This is a genomic window from Paenibacillus sp. FSL E2-0151 (genome assembly GCF_037993015.1).
Classification (GTDB): Bacteria; Bacillota; Bacilli; order Paenibacillales; family Paenibacillaceae; genus Paenibacillus; species Paenibacillus amylolyticus.
Genome location: NZ_CP150308.1, coordinates 4,615,670 through 4,632,813 on the forward strand (window position 1 = coordinate 4,615,670; position 17,144 = coordinate 4,632,813).

General features: G+C 41.3%; 13 protein-coding genes. 2 read left to right on the forward strand and 11 right to left on the reverse strand.

What is annotated here, in order from left to right; translation table 11 throughout:
• The first annotated feature begins 69 nt into the window (after window positions 1-69).
• Window positions 70-372: a hypothetical protein gene (locus MHI55_RS20835; RefSeq protein ID WP_340386769.1), complete on the forward strand. Its 303-nt coding sequence runs from the start codon at window positions 70-72 to the stop codon at window positions 370-372.
• 545 nt (window positions 373-917) lie between these two features.
• Here the strand turns inward: MHI55_RS20835 and MHI55_RS20840 are convergent.
• From MHI55_RS20840 to yaaA (MHI55_RS20875), 8 genes are all read right to left on the reverse strand, one after another.
• The gene (locus tag MHI55_RS20840; protein ID WP_340386772.1) at window positions 918-1,511 is read right to left on the reverse strand and encodes a hypothetical protein; all 594 of its coding nucleotides are present in this window, start codon (window positions 1,509-1,511) and stop codon (window positions 918-920) included.
• A gap of 296 nt (window positions 1,512-1,807) precedes the next feature.
• Window positions 1,808-2,302, reverse strand: a complete 495-nt coding sequence (locus MHI55_RS20845; RefSeq protein WP_340386774.1) for a hypothetical protein — start codon at window positions 2,300-2,302, stop codon at window positions 1,808-1,810.
• A 26-nt stretch (window positions 2,303-2,328) separates the two neighbouring features.
• Window positions 2,329-7,110 (reverse strand): RHS repeat-associated core domain-containing protein, encoded by a 4,782-nt coding sequence (locus tag MHI55_RS20850; RefSeq protein WP_340386776.1) that lies wholly within the window; start codon window positions 7,108-7,110, stop codon window positions 2,329-2,331.
• A 31-nt stretch (window positions 7,111-7,141) separates the two neighbouring features.
• Window positions 7,142-8,611, reverse strand: coding sequence for a hypothetical protein (locus tag MHI55_RS20855; protein WP_340386778.1), 1,470 nt, complete (start codon window positions 8,609-8,611; stop codon window positions 7,142-7,144).
• Window positions 8,612-9,017: 406 nt separating this feature from the next.
• A complete protein-coding gene (locus tag MHI55_RS20860) occupies window positions 9,018-10,196 on the reverse strand; it encodes an IS110 family transposase (protein WP_076254983.1) in 1,179 nt (392 codons plus the stop codon).
• 154 nt (window positions 10,197-10,350) lie between these two features.
• Window positions 10,351-11,979, reverse strand: coding sequence for a hypothetical protein (locus tag MHI55_RS20865; RefSeq protein ID WP_340386780.1), 1,629 nt, complete (start codon window positions 11,977-11,979; stop codon window positions 10,351-10,353).
• Between the two features lie 314 nt (window positions 11,980-12,293).
• Complete coding sequence (locus MHI55_RS20870; protein ID WP_256720011.1) at window positions 12,294-12,788, reverse strand: YaaA family protein; 495 nt, start codon at window positions 12,786-12,788, stop codon at window positions 12,294-12,296.
• Between the two features lie 35 nt (window positions 12,789-12,823).
• Window positions 12,824-13,045: a peroxide stress protein YaaA gene (gene yaaA / locus MHI55_RS20875; RefSeq protein ID WP_256720010.1), complete on the reverse strand. Its 222-nt coding sequence runs from the start codon at window positions 13,043-13,045 to the stop codon at window positions 12,824-12,826.
• 577 nt (window positions 13,046-13,622) lie between these two features.
• Between yaaA (MHI55_RS20875) and MHI55_RS20880 the strand changes: the two genes are divergently transcribed.
• Complete coding sequence (locus MHI55_RS20880) at window positions 13,623-15,083, forward strand: S1 family peptidase (RefSeq protein ID WP_076250940.1); 1,461 nt, start codon at window positions 13,623-13,625, stop codon at window positions 15,081-15,083.
• Window positions 15,084-15,135: 52 nt separating this feature from the next.
• On the opposite strand, the gene MHI55_RS20885 is transcribed toward MHI55_RS20880, so the two are convergent.
• The 3 genes from MHI55_RS20885 to MHI55_RS20895 form a co-directional block, all read right to left on the reverse strand.
• The gene (locus MHI55_RS20885) at window positions 15,136-15,546 is read right to left on the reverse strand and encodes a hypothetical protein (protein WP_076250938.1); all 411 of its coding nucleotides are present in this window, start codon (window positions 15,544-15,546) and stop codon (window positions 15,136-15,138) included.
• A 75-nt stretch (window positions 15,547-15,621) separates the two neighbouring features.
• Window positions 15,622-15,879 carry a peroxide stress protein YaaA gene (gene yaaA / locus MHI55_RS20890; RefSeq protein ID WP_076250937.1) on the reverse strand — a complete coding sequence of 86 codons (258 nt, stop codon included), beginning with the start codon at window positions 15,877-15,879 and terminating at the stop codon, window positions 15,622-15,624.
• Between the two features lie 129 nt (window positions 15,880-16,008).
• A complete protein-coding gene (locus tag MHI55_RS20895) occupies window positions 16,009-16,887 on the reverse strand; it encodes a prohibitin family protein (protein ID WP_083684427.1) in 879 nt (292 codons plus the stop codon).
• Window positions 16,888-17,144 lie beyond the last annotated feature (257 nt).

Genomic DNA, 17,144 nt, shown 5'->3' on the forward strand with positions numbered 1-17,144 from the left:
TTCTGCTAACAATTATATTAGTATATTTTCTCAGGCGGCCTTGAAGAATGCATCTCAAGAAGGTCCAGGATGCGTGGAACAAAGCAGATGAAAAAAAGTAGCTTCAATCCCTTAACCGATGCTGATGGTAAACTTACAGGTTCCTCCTTGATGGCGCGACATATGGAGATGGAATACAACTTGATGCTTCGTTATGGTAATAAGGAAGCCCGTGTACGCATGGACAATGTGTTTGTAGACAAAGATTCCGCAAAGGCTCTTATCCGTGCGGCTTTGGAACGAGCTAATCATCCGTTAGCAAGCACTAAAGGCTCTGCCCAGCTTGAGTTAGAAAAGCATTTATTAGAGTCCTTTCTACCCTATATGGATTGATGGACACCGATTTGATTTCTTGATCAGGCGCAGGGATATACATCCCCTGCGTCTTTTTTTGTTGTGACATTACCCTAAGAGCAGTAGCAGAGCCACTTTTCAAGGAAATTGACGAGTGTCTAGTTCAATAGGGTCAAACCTTCCAGTTCCACTTGTTTTAATATGCTCTTATTAAACGTATGGTCTCAATACGTTTAATCCGACTTTCAGGATTGGCTACGTGAATTCAATGTCACATTACAATTCATATCATTCAATTGATTTTGGAATAATATCAAGCGTTAGTTGCACCCATTGCTCTTCTCTGTAGTTGTACACATATTCTTGTGAGTTGTCCTTAAATTTAACCACAATAGGACACTGAGGAATTTACTACGACGAGCTTTAATGCTAACAATATTATTTTTTTCTATCCCTTTTTAACGGTTCAATACGTTCTTAAACCATCTTCAAGATCCTTCATATCCTTTTTATATGAGGCATACGAAGGAGGGGATATTAAATAAAGACCTTGAGGATTAGAGTCCTCAAGGTCTTATCAGTTCCTAGTTCTTAATACTATAATGTTTCATTAACTTATTAGTCACATCTTCGGGTATACCTTTGGTAAAGTTTAAGGCCACCAAATCAGTAATAGCCCTGTCTATTGAAAAACATGAGTCACTACTGTACTTGCTCATTTCATCGTTAAAACCTAAAATACAAATGCCGTAACTTCTTTCTCCCCATATTGCCCAATTCAGCGACGGCGATAACCATATAACTATTTCAGAGTTAGATAGAATAGCATCAGCAGGGCTTTCTTCTGGTCCCTGATTAAGGATATTCCAATACTCATCAGCGGTGGTACCCTTTTGTAAAACGCACCAGTTATATTGGGAAAACTCACTGTAGTAATAATTTACAGGGTCTGGATCTAAAACAGCCATAATTACAGAGTAGTCACCAAAAGTATCCATGATTTTCTCTAATTCATCCCAAAATTGATAGCTCATTACATAATCAAAATCAAAAACAACTTTATTTGGAAAGGAAACTTTAAATACTGGATTTGGTAACCTCTCGTCAACACAAATTACTTTTGAAACCAAACGTGATGCTTTCTCAAACTCTTCTGAGCTTTTAATCATTTTTCTCAATTTGTCAGTCCCCAATAGAATCTTAGTTGTGACCCCTGTCGCACCCTTAGCCCAAAATTCAGCGTTGAGTTATTTAGATTCAATTGTATACCTATATTCAATCATGTTAGTATCTCCAATCTCCTTAATACAACGGATATGCCGATGGTTGCAACTCATACTCTCATTAATATTAGAGAAGATGCCCCGATGTATAACGAGGTCATCTTCTTTAAGAACGATACGGCAATTTTTATTATCCATATTAAAATGCAATATAAGAATGAACTCATTTCTCTCATTTTTCAAACAATCTTTTACTGTATTTTTGTTATGTTAATAGGGGTGTCCCAATTATCAAGATAAAAAATAACATTGGATTTAATATTTACTTTGTTCCAAACTTTCTTGTCTATAGGAAATGTTTCATCTCCAAAACTGTTTGATTTAACTTTAATATAGAAGGTTCCTTCATTTTCTAACTTTTTAGTTACCACTCCTGACAAAGGATCTTTCGTTGGTTCTTTATTAATTGAAACGATGTATAGATACTTCCCTTCATTCAGATACCGATAGGTTATTGAATCACCTTCTTTTAATTTGTTACATGATGGACTTTCAAATCGTTCTGTTTGAGTACTCCTGTTTATAGGCTTTGGTGGATCATTAACAGTTACCTTGCATGAATTACCTTTAAGGTCGACTGATATTATATGCCTGCTAGTTTGTACTGGAGTTGAATCTTTAATGAAAATAAAAAAAATGAATATGGTAATCATTAATAAAACACCTATTATTAATACCTTTCTCAAAATAACACCTCTTCCCTACAAAATACTTAATAGTATGGATTCCAACCAGTCCATCCAGTAGGTTTACCATCACTAGTAACAATTACAGTTTGCATAGTATACCCTTTGGGGTTGGCCACATAAATCATAGTAGTTACCGTACCCTTTTTAGTTACTTCAACATTGCCAAAAACTGATGCTACTAAATAGTTTACATTCCCGAATTTTTCACTGGTAACTAGACTTGTAAGTCGTGAGGAAACATCCCCCATAATTGCATCTGCTTTTCCCTTCGTGTAAGTTGTCTCATCGTAAATGCAACCAGTGCAATTATATTTTGACGCGTCCGCATAATAAACTATATTACTTTTAGGATCTACCATTACTTTCATATTTCTTGAAGTATCATTTTGTAAAACAAATGCATTAAAGACGGGATCACTTTGCTTTAAAAGTCCTTGCATTCCTTTATTGCTGTTTCTTATCGCTTTTGCTTGATTTGCAGCTTGGTTTCTTTTTTTGTGTGCGTGAACCCACATTGATGAATTGTCTTTGGATCCTTTAAAAACCCCATCCCAGTAAACCCAATCTGCTTTTAAGGAATTTAATTTCCAGTTAATGTTAAAAACATCTACATCTACGGCCACATGGCCACTCGGATCTACATATTTTAGAGGATTATTACTTACATAAGAGTATAAATTCAAACTTAATGGATCATTCAATTCTCCCTCATACGTGTCCTCACCGATGAAACGTGCCATGCCTGGATCATACCAGCGCGCTCGCAGATATTGCAGCCCTACCGTATCATCCCAATATTCTCCGGCATAGCGAAGCATATTCGGTACGGTTTCCTCTGTTGTTAACGGTCCGCCCCAGATATCATAGGTATAGCTGTTCAACACTTTTCCTGCATCGTCTACAAGGCCAACGACATCGCCATGACCATTCAACTGGTAGTATTCCAGTTTACCTGTTTGCTTGTCCTGGCGAGCCCATAATTGCCCATACAGATCATAGATATAGGCATATGTCAGCTCTGCTTTTCCAGACGTCACAGTGGCCTCAGCCATGAGTTTGGCTTCTTCATCGTAATAATAACGAATCGTTTGGTCGCCTTCCGTACGTTCATACAACAATCCATCTCCATTATAGCTGTAGGTTACCGTTTTGCCTTCACCCGTTGCTTTAATCAGACGATTCTGGCTGTCATACGTATACTGTGCATCCTTTAGACCGTATACCTTACCACTTCCGGTACTGTACCGGTTACCATTCGGGTCATAAGTATACGTTTCTTTTTGCGTACCCGTTTCGGTCTGAATCCGGCTCAATTCATCGTATGTGTATTGATCAGTTTCCCCATTCTGTGTACGGGACGTGATGTTTTTATTACCATCATATTCATAGGCGAACTGTTGCACCGCAGATGTCCCTTGAGAGATCGTGATTCCCGACAGGTCATAGCCGCTGAACTGGTAGCTTGTGCTCAGGCCCTTGCCAAACGACAATTTCTCCAGCAAGCTATTGGACGCATAACTGAATGTCATACGATCCACAGGCGTCGTTCCCGATGCTGCGAGTGCAGAGGCCCCTCCTGAACCCGTGGTAATATCCATGGAGGTTACCCGATTCATGGCATCTACTTCGCCGTGAATGCGCAAGGATTGTCCTTTGGCATCCGTTAAGGTATACCCTAGACGTTGCTGGGTATTGTTTTCGTAATCAAGTCGTGTCCCATCCGGGAACGTCAGTCCGTTCAACATCCCATCTGCCACTCTATAACTGTACGTGGTCTTTCCATGATCATCGGTCATCGATGTTCTACGGCCAATCTCGTCGTACGTATAGGATACATTCGTATCCGGTGCTTTCATACCTGTGAGCATGTTGTCACTGTTATACGTATACTCTGTTACTTTCCCAAGTCGATCCTGTTTTTTAATCAGATTACTTTTCTTATCGTAATATAACGTTGTCGCATACCCGGCTGGACTCGGATGCGTCTGTTTAATGAGTCTTCCCAATTCATCATACTGTTTTGTGACTGTTTGCGTATTCGGTGATACGATCTGTGTCACTTGGCCCTGATAGCTATAGAAGTAGCGGCTTGTCTCTTGCTTCGGTGTTGTCACTGTTGTGATCTGTCCAAGCGCATCATACGTATAGGTCGTTCGTTGACCGTTACCATCGATAGATGCAATTACGTTACCATCGATATCATACTCGGTTTGTTGTAACGGAACATATGCACCATTCCGATATTCTTCCACCGCCGTCACTCGACCAAGTAAATCCTTCTTCTCCCGTGTTTGATTGTCAGCGGCGTCCTTATAGGTCACCGTTTGGGCCACAGCATCAATGTTGGTTGTTTCGATGGTCCCGTCTGGATACTTTGTCTCTATCGCTTGTCCAAACGCGTCGACTACAGCTCTCGTAACATTGCCTTCAGCATCCTCAACAGCCGTAACATTACCTTCGCGGTCATAGGCGTATTTGTACGTAGCCTGAGCCGTCTGCTCTTCTACCAAAAGACCTAACGGATTATACCGCTCGGTCGTGACAATGCCATCTGGCGATGTATTTGTAATGATGTTCTTAACATCATCATACGCCGTAGTTGATTTCGTACCATCAGCATGTACGATTTGTAGAAGTCGCCCTCTCTTATCATACTGATAGGATTCCTGTTCCCCGGATGCATCGGTTGTCTTTTCCAGTTCACCAGCATTCGTATATTGATACGATTCCACGAGGGCTTCTGCTTTACCAGCAGCATCATTCACGGTTATGGACTTGGATTTCACCAAATGCCCTGCATCAGCCTGATAACTCAACATCGCTACGCTGTCTTTAGCTAAATAGCCGCCTTTATCCGTGGTGCTGGTGACTCTTCCTTTATCATCCAGCTTCACTTCCGATTCAGTGAGCAACTGCCCGCCGTATCCATTTTTAGTTGTGCTCCGCAGAACGGAACCTTGGCTGTTATAGGTTGTTTCGGTGTATCTCTCCAAGGTACTATTAATCTTGCTGGTCGAACGAATAGGTTTGATCCAGTGATATGGAGCCTTACCCGTTTCATACGCATAGGTAGATTCTTGTCCTGTACTTTGTTTTTCGGACGTCACCATTCCATTGGCATCGTAGGTCATGGTCGTGGTTAGCTTCTCGCCTGTACGTCCACCCTTACTAACCCACTCCGTCATTTGAGTCGGAAGGTTTCGCTTCGTTTGACTGTCGTACTGGAACTCCGTGGAAAAAGTTACGTCATCTCCAGTTAACGTGTGCTTATCTGCGCGAACCAAATCTGGATGAGCTGCAGCGCTAAACGTTTTGGAGAACGTCCAAGTATCTACAGTGTTCTCTGCTTTTACTTTCGTTGTCCATGTGGCTGATTGTCCATAGGAGTCCAGATCTTCTCCAGAGTACTCAAAGTTAACCTTGTCCAGAACGCCTTCGCCATCCGTTGTACTAAACTGGCTCTTGCGCTCTCTTACTTTGAATACAAAATGGGAGGAAGCTTCGCCAATCTGCTTCAGCGCTGGAATATATGCATAATCCGTTATAGCCGATGAAGGGCTTGTAATACGCGATAACAGCGCTGTATGCATCACACCTTGAGCATTTTGGTTGCTTTGCAACTCAGGTAAAAAGTTGAATTTGGATTCCGGATAATAGTACGTATACGTCGTTGTGCGATCGAGAGCATCCGTGTATTCTCGCAAAATGCGAATGCCTTCGTCCTCGCGTTGCGTGTATGTTGCTTTCCGATCCGTTCCTGCAAGCTGTACAGTAACCTTCAGGTTGTCATAAGCAAATGTCAGCGCCTGACCTTCGCTGTTTTCAATTCGTGCAATAACTTGGTTTCCGTTCAATGTCGTATAGTGAAAATTCACGGTATTACGGTAGCCATCTGTAATTTGCAACAGCTCTCCGGCTTCATTAAATAGATAATCGTAGCCGTTACGGATGGATAGACGATAACTGCTTGATACGCCATTCACAGTCACGGTGGCATCTCGCTTAACGGTTAAGTCATTCCATACGTAACCTTCCAGTTCCAGATTCGCGTTTAAGCGGTAATAGCCCACGCCCGGAATCAGAATATACTGATGATCGCCACGTTTTTCCATGAAAGGAATATCCCAACGCCAGCCTTGCCCCAATCCAGCAGAGAGTTCTTCCTTGCGTGGCGTAACTATATTGGAATACGTCTGTGTCGTTTCGTCATATTCAACGCCCAGCTGTCCACTCGCTCTAGCGCTGTCATAGACGCGTGTCAGATCAAACGGAATGAGACCAGGTAGAGAAAGGTCAGTACTCTGAATCATCATTTCCCCTGTAGCAGTTGAGATGGATTCCGCTCCATAAGACGTCATATAAAGCGATGCGTCATCTCGGATATCGACATGGTTAAGTCCAGTTTCGTCCACGGTTGTTCCCGTACCTGGAGTATCCTCATTAAGAGCATTAATCGAGAAGTTGTTTTGCTGTGATGAACCGGAAGGGCGTAGCCCCTCCATTTGAATTGGTTCGCTTATTTCTTGTGCTTCTAGCCATTTTTCAGCAGCCTCGCCGCCTGTGCGATCTGTCTGTAAAGCTTTATACAATTGGTACAGCGAGTAACCTTGATCTAGTTTTTTCTCAATCCAATCTTCTTTGATACCAAATTGCTCTTTTAAACTATGGACAGTAATGTAAGTAGCGGAAGGGAGGGAATCCCTACCTTCTGCCGCCGCTGCTGTTTGTCCTCCATATCCAAAAGAACTGAACCCACTAAGAACCAATATGACGCACAACCAAATAATCGTTATTTTCTTAAACACTCCATCACCTCAACCTAGATTTAGACAATCATTAATTAAATGGGAAAATCTTTTTTGTTCGTTTCGTTAAATTACCGTTGCGATCATACTCAAACACAATTTGATCTCCTGTAAATAGAACGACTTTAAGCAATTGATTGCCATAGCCGTACTCATAGCTATTGTCATTACGAATGTTCATCCATGCTGCTTTTATGGCTCCCTGAATCGGTTTTCCTTCTTTTTCACTTAGCTTGAGATAATAATTCTGTCCACCTTCAAGCTCCCATTCAAGAACGGTATATTGCTCACCATATACCTGTTCTTGCTCTATTGAAGCAGCTACCGGAATGCTCAATTCCTTATCTGAATACAATTCGATCCGAGGTTCAATGGAAAAATCACCTGATTCCTTTATGGCAATCCGATACTTGTCAGAGCTATACGGACTAAAACGGTAGTACACATTCCCTTGCTGAACTGTCGGAAGCGCCGTCTCTGTGTTTTCATACAAAGTCAGAAACTCCACCTCCACTTCCTTGACCGTAAAGTGCCGATAAGCACCTACAAATTTCAGTGTTTGGGCTGACACGTTATGCACCTGAATGTCAGACTTTCCAGGTACAAATTGTCCTCCTGTAGCGTTCTTTCCTTCCTTAACAACAACTTGATTCTGATTTCGAATAACGTAATCATAGGTTCCTCCTTCAGAAGGAGAACCAACGAGTATAGCCTCATAAGGTGAGGTATTCGAGAACAAGAGCGTGTTATTCGGCGTCAAATTCCGCTTGATAAGTGCAGGCTCCTGACTTAAGCTGGCTGTCACGGGAGATTGATATTGAATCGTTACAGGTTCCGTAGATACTACGGTAACAACAAGCGTTGCACCTGCTGGAATATCCCATGTTGCATGACTCATACCTTCCACGAAATACAATGCTTTATTAGATTTATCGTAAACTGTATAATCCACAACGGATGCTACTCCTGCGATTCGTTCAATTTGAGCAGGTTTTGAATCCGGATTCGTAAATACTGCACTTTGCCCTTGATTGACAGTGATATCTGTTTCTGGTGAAGGGACTTGATCATCTTGACCACGGAAAACGCGGTAAATCCCACCATACGTTATGGGTTGATCCGAGATGTTGGTAACAACAACTTTTTTACCACCCAAGACATACGCCTCAATCGCTGTTGCTGTTCTACTGCTTGACACTGTTCCATCTACGTTGTAAATCGTGTAATCATACACCCGCCCCTCACTGCTGGAAGCATCATTTCGGACCCTTTTCGCATCTGAGCTTATGTTGGTAAAGGCATAACTCTCGCCTTTGTTCAACGTAACGCGCAGATAAGCTGGTTCCTGGCTGTCCACGACAGAGAAATCATCCGTGTATTCAAATATTACAGGTGTACTTCCCCCTACGGTAACGACGGCTTCACCACCAGAAGGAATGGTAGCGAGACTTACATTGCTATTGAATTTGTCACTATGTGCTCTACCGTCTGCCTTATACACCACAATATCAAACAGTGCACCTAATTTTTTGGCGTTACTCCGTATTGGGTTGCTGAGTGAGCCTCCATTATGGAATTTTACCGATTGACCCGGTGATACCGTAATCTTAGTTAGTGCTTCATTTGGTCGATCCTCTACATCAAAAATGGTGTAAATCGCCCCTATGGTTACAGGCTCCGCAGATACACCTGTGATTACTGCTTTATTTCCATAGTAAACAACTGGTTCAACCGTTGTTGCTTTTCTTGTACTGCGTTCTGTACCATCTGGATAATAGGTGACGTAATCAAAAACCAGCTAATGTTTGTCAAGCATTTCTGGTTGGATGAGTTCTCTTTTCGTGGTATACTTTTTCCGACCAACACGAATAACCTCCACGGGTATGGAGGTTTTGGTTAAATATGGATTACACTTGGTAGGGCTGGCCTTTCTGCAAGATGGCGAAAATGTGATGTAACAGCTTGTTTGCGCAGGCGATCACGGCCACCTTGTAGGGCTTGCCCTCGTTTCTTTTTTTCTCGTAGTACGAACGGATTCTTGCATTCGCATTCTTTCGCATTCCACATTGCACCGCTAAATATAGTGAACGTCTGAGCCTTTTAGAGCCTCGTTTCGTAATTCGTGTACTTGTCGCTGTGAACTTTCCTGAACTGAAAATCCCTGGGTCAAGGCCCGCAAACGCTACAAGTTGCTTCGCATCACTAAACTGTTTCACATCACCTAGTTCAGCTACAATGGCTGCGGCCAGTTTCGTTCCAATTCCCGGGATACTTCTCACCAGTCCGACTTCAGGCAGATTTTCTGCAAGTTCCTCCATTTGTTTTTCGAGTTCCTCCAGTTGCCGAATCATCGTCAACAATAAAGAGACCATTCCGAGCAGTGCCTTGCTTTGAGCGGGGCTACGCCGAATTTCTCTCCATTCATCCAGTACTTCCTCCAGTTTTCTCGCTTTTTCATTGGTCCATCGCTTGGAATGGGATCGTCCCGAATTACCCTGAATGACTTCATTCCAATTCGTCACACTTCCCTCCAAACAATGAGACAGCACCGTCAATGATGTTGTTGAAAACACATTGTAAAATATCTGCTCATACGTCGGAAAAACTTGCTCCAGCAAGGCTCTGCTGTTCAGCTTCGCCTGCACAAAGATTCCCGTGACAAACTCATGCTGCCGAGTCAAATGCTGTAGCTCTGTAAACGTCTCATCCCAATTTCGATGCGGCTTCACGTCGCCGCGATAGTACATCTCTGCCAGATGCCAAGCATCTGCAGCATCTGTTTTAACTTTGCGTAACTGCGTTCCCTTCGCTCGCTTGGATTGCAAGGGATTCACAATGTAGTAGGTGTAGCCACTCCGATTCAGACAGGACACCAAGGCACGATGGTAATGCCCAGTCGCCTCCAAAACAACCACTGGAGCAACACCCGTTTCGGCTTGAAGGGCCCCTAACATCTCCGTGAATTGTTCGAATCCACTCGCAACATGCTCAATGACGATAGCTTTACCAACGGGCTCATTTCGTTTTTGAAACGCCTGTATCACACTTGAACCTTTAGCGACATCTACACCAACAACAGGTTCCATGCCCTCACTCCTTATCTTTCGTTTCGCCGGTCCTTTCCACGATGGTTCCAAACCCATAGCTTCGCTTGTTATACGGGGTCAACTGCCCCTACCAGCCCAAACATGGTCTTTTGGAGGTCGTGGGAGAACTGTTTTTGTTACGAGGTCCTAGCCCCTAAAACCGCCACGTTCTCCCGGCTTCCCCCATCGTAAAACGACCACAAAAAAAGGCCAACCAGTAATTACTGGCTAACCTGACAATACGAAAAATCCGCCCTTGGGTGGTGGACGCATCACTGTCGAGATATTCCCGATCAGTAGTGTTATTCCAAAATGTCACGCTTTCTCCCTGTTTGAGTGTTACGCGATGGTACGCAGGTTCCATGCTTTCTTCAACCGAGAAATCATCCGTATAACTAAACTCAATTGGGACTTGCCCAACTACAGTCACGACTGCGTAACCTTGTGAACGAATGATCGGATTTGTATTTTTGTTGAATCCATCCGAATGAACGACGTTTTCTGCTGTATAAAGAACATAGTCAAAAAGGGCTCCATTGGTACTGCTGGCATTGTTTTTTATCGGATTGGCCAACGAACCATTATTACTGAAAATCATAGATTCTCCAGGATATACAGTGATTCGAGTAATTGCATCGCCACCGGCTTTTTGGACATCAAATGTCCGATAGGGCACACCATATGTTACAGGCGTTGCTGTAACCAAAGTTACAACGGCGGTTCTTCCTGCTGCTACAGTAGGTTTAGTGGTCGTATTCGTCCCTGTAGAACTTTCCGTTCCATCCGGAAGATAAACAACGTAATCATGCTTATCTTTGGTCGTTCCATCCGTTTGGAGTGCATCGGATTTGGAACTGATATTAGTGAACTGGTAGCTATCTCCCTGATATAGCGTTGTACGCGTATAGGCTGGCTCATCGCTCCATTCACCGGTATAGACTTCATAGGGAAAACCAACACTAACAGGCTGTGAGCCCGCACCAGTAATAATGATTTCGTTCCCTCCCGCAAGTGAAGGTTTCCCAGTCGTTTCGAAATTGGAAGCTACAAGACTACCATCTTCTTTGTATGAAGCGTAATCTATCTTCCTGTCCTGAGCTGTGGAAGTATCGGCACTTAAAACTCTTGACTGTGTCCCTTCATTAAAGTATCGATAGCTCTCTCCTTTGGATAACGTAACCCTAAGCATGGCAGGGTTAGCTGATACACTGTAGGAAAATTCTGAACGAATTGTCACTGTAAACGGATTCTGACCCGTCGAGGTGATCACTGCTGTATAACCTGAACCTACTGATAAACCACTAGTAGAGTCCATGTTCTCGCCCATGATGCTGCCATCTGGTCTATAAATAACGTAATCGTATGCACTGCTTCTTGAAGTCGCGGCATTGGTACTTAACGATCTTGCGGCACTTCCGTTATTCGTGAACGTATAGGAATCTCCGGGACTCATGGTCAAAGTTCCGTCTGCCATGGCCATAGCTTGAGGAGAGAAAGAGTTTTCCCCGTATGTATCATCAGTAACCGTCGCTTCATCTTCTGCTTCTTCGATAACTTCATCTACACCTTCTGGTTCTTCGTAGACATCCGGATCAATAACATCTAGATTCTCGCCGTCTGTTAAAGCTGATTCCTCCATAGAAACATCAACATTCTCCGCGCTACTTTCACTTGTTATTATGGCATCCGATTGGTCCGAAAGCGCATAACCGCTAGTCGGATACATGGTTCCAATCAACAACAAAGCCATCAGAAAAACAATAAAACCTTTTCTTAAACTCATGGAATTCATATTCCTCCTTTATGTTTTTTATCCATTTACTCCCTCAACAGATGTATAAATGGAGCCTAATAAATCATTATCGTCATTTTCCTTATTTTAGGACATAGTAAATTAGTCCCTAAATTCAGGGACTTTTTTCCTTTTATATCTCAGATAACAATTTAAAATATAACCTGTCATTATCCTGATACAAAATATATTCCTATTTTGATTAGGACTTAGATTTAATATCTGAAAAATAAAAAAGCCGCCAGTTGGCGACTTTTAATTGAATCAAATAGTTATCATTCTGGTACATGATCAGCGCACAGCAGCTACTGTACCTCTGCTTGTATAAAAACAAACGTACTCTCGTCGGATCGTTCTTCTGAAAAAGCGAAATTCAACCGATCAAAGTTTCTTACATCCCTCACATCTGTAATCTTATGCTCTGCCATATAACGTACCATTTCACCTCTGGCCATCTTGGCCCAGGTTGCCTTTTCAACAAGCTTCCCATTGACCATTTGTCCGAATACACAAGTAATGAACCGGGTTTCCTCACTCAGAAAAGGTAAAATATTTTTGCTATACTCTTTGGAAGCCAAATTAAGAATACAGTTGCTGTCCGCTTGAAGTTGATCTGCCAACTTGCTGCCCCAGAATTGATAGAGCGATTTGAAGCCCGGACCTTGTAACTTGCCCTGCATCTCCAACCGATAAGGGGTAACCCCATCCAAAGGCCGCAACATGCCATAAAAACCGGATAAAATACGTAAATGCTGCTGAAGATACTCTAATTCCTCATTTTGAAAAACACCCGGAGCCATATATTGATACTGAATGCCCTCATAGGCATAGATGGCTATGTAAGATTTTCCTTTATATTCATATTCTGAATCCGTTCCACGTTCTGTTCGGCGATTGCATCGTTACACTTCCACATCGCTTTGAGTTCGTCATAGGATAACTCTTGAAGCAGACTCATTAGCTGTTCTGACTCGTTTATAAACTGCGGCATCTGCGCGATAGCCATAAGATCGGTATCAATCTTCATCTTTTTAGCTGGTGATATGATAATTCTCATCGTGCTAATCCATCCTTAATCTACCGTTGTTTTTGTCGTTATCCATTGTACAGGATTGGGCAGGCGAATCCAATGTCTAGCGCGTTCATTACAACTCGAAAAGTTCAATTGGTTTTTGAATATGGATTAGGCATAAGTTGTACTCATTGCTCTCCTCTATAAGTGAAGGGGGTTATCCTTCATTTTGACGACTACAGGATACTGTGTCGTTTTACTGCGACGAGCAGTAATACTAATAATACCATGTTTATCCATACCCCTTTCAACATTTGACCACATCAAAAATCATCTCCAAGTTTTGTCATATCATTCTTATAAAACCCATATAATAACGTCATTTAATAGAATGCTTCTTTAATATAGTCAAAAAACCGCCGTCTATCGACTCGCTACAATAAATTTAGCGTGTACGCTCAAAGATATTCGACTCTGACCTGTATTAAGTATCATATTTCCACCTTTGTTAAATGTTATATAATGTAGTATTTTGTCACTTAATCAGGTATTTCTTCCTATTCAAAATATAAACAAAAAAATCCATAATAGATCTAAATTAATATAAGGAGGTTATATAAAATTGAAGAAACGATCTATGCTTCTTAGTTTTGGTCTTTTACTTTCCCTCTTTGCAGGCAGCACTTCCTCAGAAGTTTATGGTGCAGATGACACAAAACAGTCCCCCCTTTCGGAGTCTATAGTTAGCGATATAAAGGATATATCTCCAATTGTTACATTTCCAGAAGATGAGATGGCTCGCGAACTTGAATTTAATGAGGAAATAGTTCAAAAACATCAGCGATACCGAAAGTCAAATAACCTCGATTATTCCAATCAGGCTATCATGAACGCATTAAATTCTTCTAATGCAAGAGATACTATTCCAAAATATAGTATAGCGCTCACTGAAGAAGAGGAAAGATACATTCAAGAAAGAGATGAGCTTATGAATAAGTATGGACCCCAAATATCAAACTTACTCACTAAAAATGGTGTAGTATCTGCAAAAGGTCCAAATAATGACATAATAGAAAAATATAGTGATATTGGAACATTTCATCAGGAAAAAGAAAACGGATTAAAATTTGTTATTGGTTTCTCGGTAGAAAATGAAGAAGTCAAAGAAATTAAAAAAGCAATTGAAGCGCTTGTCCCAGCAGAATATTTAGAAATCAAGAAAGTAAATTTCTCAGAGGCCGAACTTGTAAGCGCCTATGAATCTGTGATAAATGAAAGTAAGCAGCTTGGGATTCCTTTCGAAACTGTTGCTGTAAGAGTAAAAGAAAATGTGGTTGAGATTCAACTTGCCGACAGTACGAATGCAACGAAGTTAATGGCATCTAGCCCAATTAAGGCGCTAACTGTAGAAAATGATAATATTTATAAAATAGTGACTGGCAAGTCGAATGAAAAACTGGATGCAAGAAACACTAAGCTTGACACTATGGTTGGTGGATTACTTATCGCTGATACTGCAACAAACTCTACAAATTCTATAAACTATTGTACAATAGGAACCTTGGCCACAAAGAGTAGTGATCGCTTTATTATCACAGCTGCACATTGTCTCGAATCATGGAATACCAATAATGCATACCAAGGCGGTTCATTAGTTGGAACAGAGCATTTTTCTTATAACGGAAACTATGCCGACGTAGGTGTTATCAAAGTACCGTCTACTAAAAAAATTTCTAACTACGTCTATAAATATTCTTGGACGGATAGCAAAATCACTTCTTATCAAACAAGTACAAATTCCCTCAATGTAGGTGACAATGTTTGTTTATCTGGGGCAACTAGCGGTTTTAGCTGCGGATCAGTTACAGCAAAAAACATCACCTCAATAGGAAACAGTGGGTATATGGAGGCTGATGTTGTTTCTCTTGGAGGCGATAGCGGAGGAACTTGGTGGTATAACGGAGTTTTGATTGGCATACACAGATCTGGTGACGGCGCTTCGTTTGCAAGATTCTCGCATATTTCTAATGCAAAAGCCTATGGTGGGGATTGGACTCCATATACATCAGATACAGCTAAATAATTGTAAGAACTAATTCAAAAAAGCGATCTAGCTAGATCGCTTTTTTTCAATTTTATTCTGCTATATTTATTTCTTTGGCAATAGATGTTGGAGGAACAGTATCAAGATGTTCTTTTTCAGCAACATAATTGATTTTCACCCCAATCTCCAGAGCATTAAAATCTTTTTTTTCTAGTGAGATGTCTTTTAGGTCTAGCCATTCTAAGTTATATTTATTTTTTTTTAAAATCTCCTGAACGGTTTGACCCGTAATTTCTTTTAGGTTTGACTGTAACTCGGGATTTTTTGTGTCTAATGCAAGCAGAATTTTCTTCTGTCCCTTTGACTCCTGCTTTGCAAGGACAATAGCCTCAGACGTCTTTAGAGCGTCTTGCTGTTCTGTTGAATTGTTAGAATGGTCACCTTTACCGCTACAACCTGTAACCATAAGAATCAAAATGAAAACAGACAATATAGATTTCAATGTCTTCCTCTCCTTTCCAAAAGTACTTATTAGACGGTTAAAGTAATGCGAAGGTTGCAAGCCAACGGAAAGTAACTATTGCGAAACCAAACGTGTCTTACGTTTTTCTGTGTTTGGCCAATTTGCTTTTATATTCATATTCCGAATCCGCTCCACATTCTGTTCGGCAATTGCATCGTTACACTTCCACAACGTTTTGAGTTCATCATAGGATAACTCTTGAAGCAGACTCAATAGCTGTTCTGACTCGTTTATAAAATGCGTCATCTGCGCGATAGCCATAAGATCGGTATCGATCTTCATCTTTTTAGCTGGTGATATAATAATTCTCATCGTGCTGATCCATCCTTAATCTACCGTTGTTTTTGTCGTTATCCATTGTACAGGATTGGACCGGCTTGTTCATTAGAATTCAACACATTAATTTGTTAAGAAAGTAAGACGTGCACTTCAAACCACTAATTAGGGAGATACGCTTCCCGCGCCACTATTTTGCTCTACTTTAGTACCCGGTAATTGAATCATTGGCGTGTTTGACCCACTTACATATGGAAGGGCTCCATCCCATTTCTTGATGGTTTCATATTCAACGAGTTGACTCGATAATGATTGTTGAAGCTCTTTATTTGCTTTAGCTTGACCTTCTGCTTCGATCAATAGTTTGTCTGCATTACCTTGCGCTTCCACGCGCTTACGATCTGCTTCTTTTTTGGCGATCTCAAGTTCAGTCGTTTTACGTTCCAGTTCTTGAGAAGCTTCAACACGCTTATCGATTGCTTCCTGAGTCTTAGCGTCAGGTTGAGGAACACCTACAGTAACGTTTGATACAATAAAGCCTAAATCTTTAACGTCATCAGAAAAACGTTGTTGCACGTCTACTCCTGCTTCGGATGACTTTTCACCATACACATCAATGACTGTAAACTTGGAGATACCTTTACGAGCTGCGTCACGGAAACGTGTTTTGAGATATGTATCCTCAATTTCTTGAATGCTAATTGGCCCAAATGTATTAAAGATAGAAGATACTTTACTTGGTTCTACTTGGTAGTTGTAAGCAAAATCGATTGTGATGTTTTTCCCGTCAGAAGTAGCAATCTGAATATCTCTGTATTCCACCGTTTGAATTCGGATCGGATATTTCGTCACTTTATCAAACGCTCCAACGAGTTTCCACCCTTGACTCAGTGTGCTATCTTTTACGCCTCCATTGGGTGAATAAACGACCCCAACATATCCATTAGGAATTCGTGTTAAAAAGAAGGTCACCAGTAATACTCCTACAATAATAACGAATGCAACTGTAATTGCCCCTACTCTAAACGTCTTTGAATTTTTCATCACCATTCTCCTCTTGTTTGAATTTATTGTATTTCTTCAGAATTCTACTACCTATTTTATTGAATAGCGGGATCATTAATGCCCATAGAATAAATGCTAGGATCAAGATTAAAATGATTCCCCCAATAAATGGCATATTCGTCCTCCCCTCTTTGGATGTAACCGAGTACAAATTTATAAATAACAACTAATTATATCCTTCTTTATATATACTTTGTAAATTCATATTAGGTTTCAAGGATATTCGGCGTCACTTC

Bases quoted from the DNA above. Each gene is read 5' to 3' on its own strand.
- yaaA (WP_076250937.1), bottom strand. From the start codon at position 15,879: ATGAGAATTATTATATCACCAGCTAAAAAGATGAAGATCGATACCGAT.
- MHI55_RS20860 (WP_076254983.1), bottom strand. From the start codon at position 10,196: ATGGAACCTGTTGTTGGTGTAGATGTCGCTAAAGGTTCAAGTGTGATA.
- MHI55_RS20870 (WP_256720011.1), bottom strand. From the start codon at position 12,788: ATGGCTCCGGGTGTTTTTCAAAATGAGGAATTAGAGTATCTTCAGCAG.
- MHI55_RS20865 (WP_340386780.1), bottom strand. From the start codon at position 11,979: ATGAGTTTAAGAAAAGGTTTTATTGTTTTTCTGATGGCTTTGTTGTTG.
- yaaA (WP_256720010.1), bottom strand. From the start codon at position 13,045: ATGAGAATTATCATATCACCAGCTAAAAAGATGAAGATTGATACCGAT.
- MHI55_RS20835 (WP_340386769.1), top strand. From the start codon at position 70: ATGCGTGGAACAAAGCAGATGAAAAAAAGTAGCTTCAATCCCTTAACC.
- MHI55_RS20895 (WP_083684427.1), bottom strand. From the start codon at position 16,887: ATGAAAAATTCAAAGACGTTTAGAGTAGGGGCAATTACAGTTGCATTC.